Consider the following 1,317-nt stretch of genomic DNA (forward strand, 5'->3'; position numbering starts at 1 on the left):
GTGTAAGTTGGATTGGTTGTGGGTATTTGTAAGGGCAATCACGCCTTGGTTTTGCTTGCGTCAGCAATGCAATGGACTTGATCGACTGTGGATGATTACGAGCGACGGATGGGTAACCAGCTCTAACATTCACGGAAGGTCGGGTATGACTGAGGTAAAAAGTTTTGGTGAAATGAATTTCGGAAACGCAGAACTTGGCGACAAGCGAAGAACGAAGCGACTGGTCAAACTGGTTGATCAGATGTGCGCGCGTCCGGGCGGAACGTTGCCACAGAAGTTTCGTTGTCCAGCTGATTTGCAAGCCTTCTATCGTTTGATGGATAAGGATGACGTCAAGCACGAATCGATCCTGAAAGCCCACCGCGAGGCGACATTCGAGCGTATCGAGCAGCTGGATGCACCCGTTCTGATACTGCATGACACCACAGAATTGGACTACACGACTCACAAATCTTTGGACGAGCTGGGGAAAATTGGCTGTGGAACCCGACGTGGTTACATCACTCACAACTCGCTGGCCGTTGACCCGGAGAATCGGGAAGTATTGGGCTTGGTCAATCAGGTGTTGCATCATCGTACAACCGTTTCGAAATCCGAGACTCGGGCACAGAGAAGTAAACGCGAAACGCGAGAAAGCCTGTTGTGGCTCAAAGGCGTGCAGGCGTTGCCAAGCAACTGGAACTTGGTCGATGTGTGTGATCGCGGTGCAGATACGGCTGAGTTTCTTGAATACGAAGTCAGTAGCGGTCGCCGCTTTGTTATTCGCTCGTCGCACAATCGTTGTATTCTTGTGGGACACGATGAGACTGGCGAGAATGCAAAACTGCATACGTACATGTTGACGTTGCCCCCAGCCGGAACGTGGACTCTGGAAGTCACTTCACGGGTCGAATTGCGGAGAGGGCGTGGCAACGAAAAGAAAAAGGTGGTGACCCGCCACGCACGCCAAGCCAACATGGCGGTAGCGTACGCTGCCGTACAAATCAAACCGTCCAAGGGGAAGAGAAGCCAGCCCGCGATGAAGGTCTGGGCAATTCGCGTCTGGGAAGTCGATCCGCCTGAGGGACAAGAACGCCTAGAATGGATTCTGATTACCAATGAGCCGGTGAATAATTTCACTGCAGCTTATCGTGTGGTTGGCTGGTATGAATGCCGCTGGGTTATCGAGGAGTATCACAAAGGCATGAAGACGGGGTGCCGCATCGAAAGCATCCAGTTCACCAGCGAAGAACGATTGCAGCCTGCGATTGCCGTGCTATCGGTTGTTACGTTGACGCTGCTGCAGCTGCGCGACGCAGCTCGCCGGCCTGATGCTAA

At 52.8% G+C, this 1,317-nt stretch carries 1 protein-coding gene; it reads left to right on the plus strand.

The window, feature by feature from the left end:
- Window positions 1–145 precede the first annotated feature (145 nt).
- Window positions 146–1,317, plus strand: a 1,172-nt coding sequence (locus NB063_RS31175) for an IS4 family transposase (RefSeq protein WP_250933608.1), incomplete at its 3' end; no start/stop codon positions are given.

The sequence above is a fragment of the Aporhodopirellula aestuarii genome, from assembly GCF_023701485.1.
GTDB lineage: Bacteria > Planctomycetota > Planctomycetia > Pirellulales > Pirellulaceae > Rhodopirellula > Rhodopirellula aestuarii.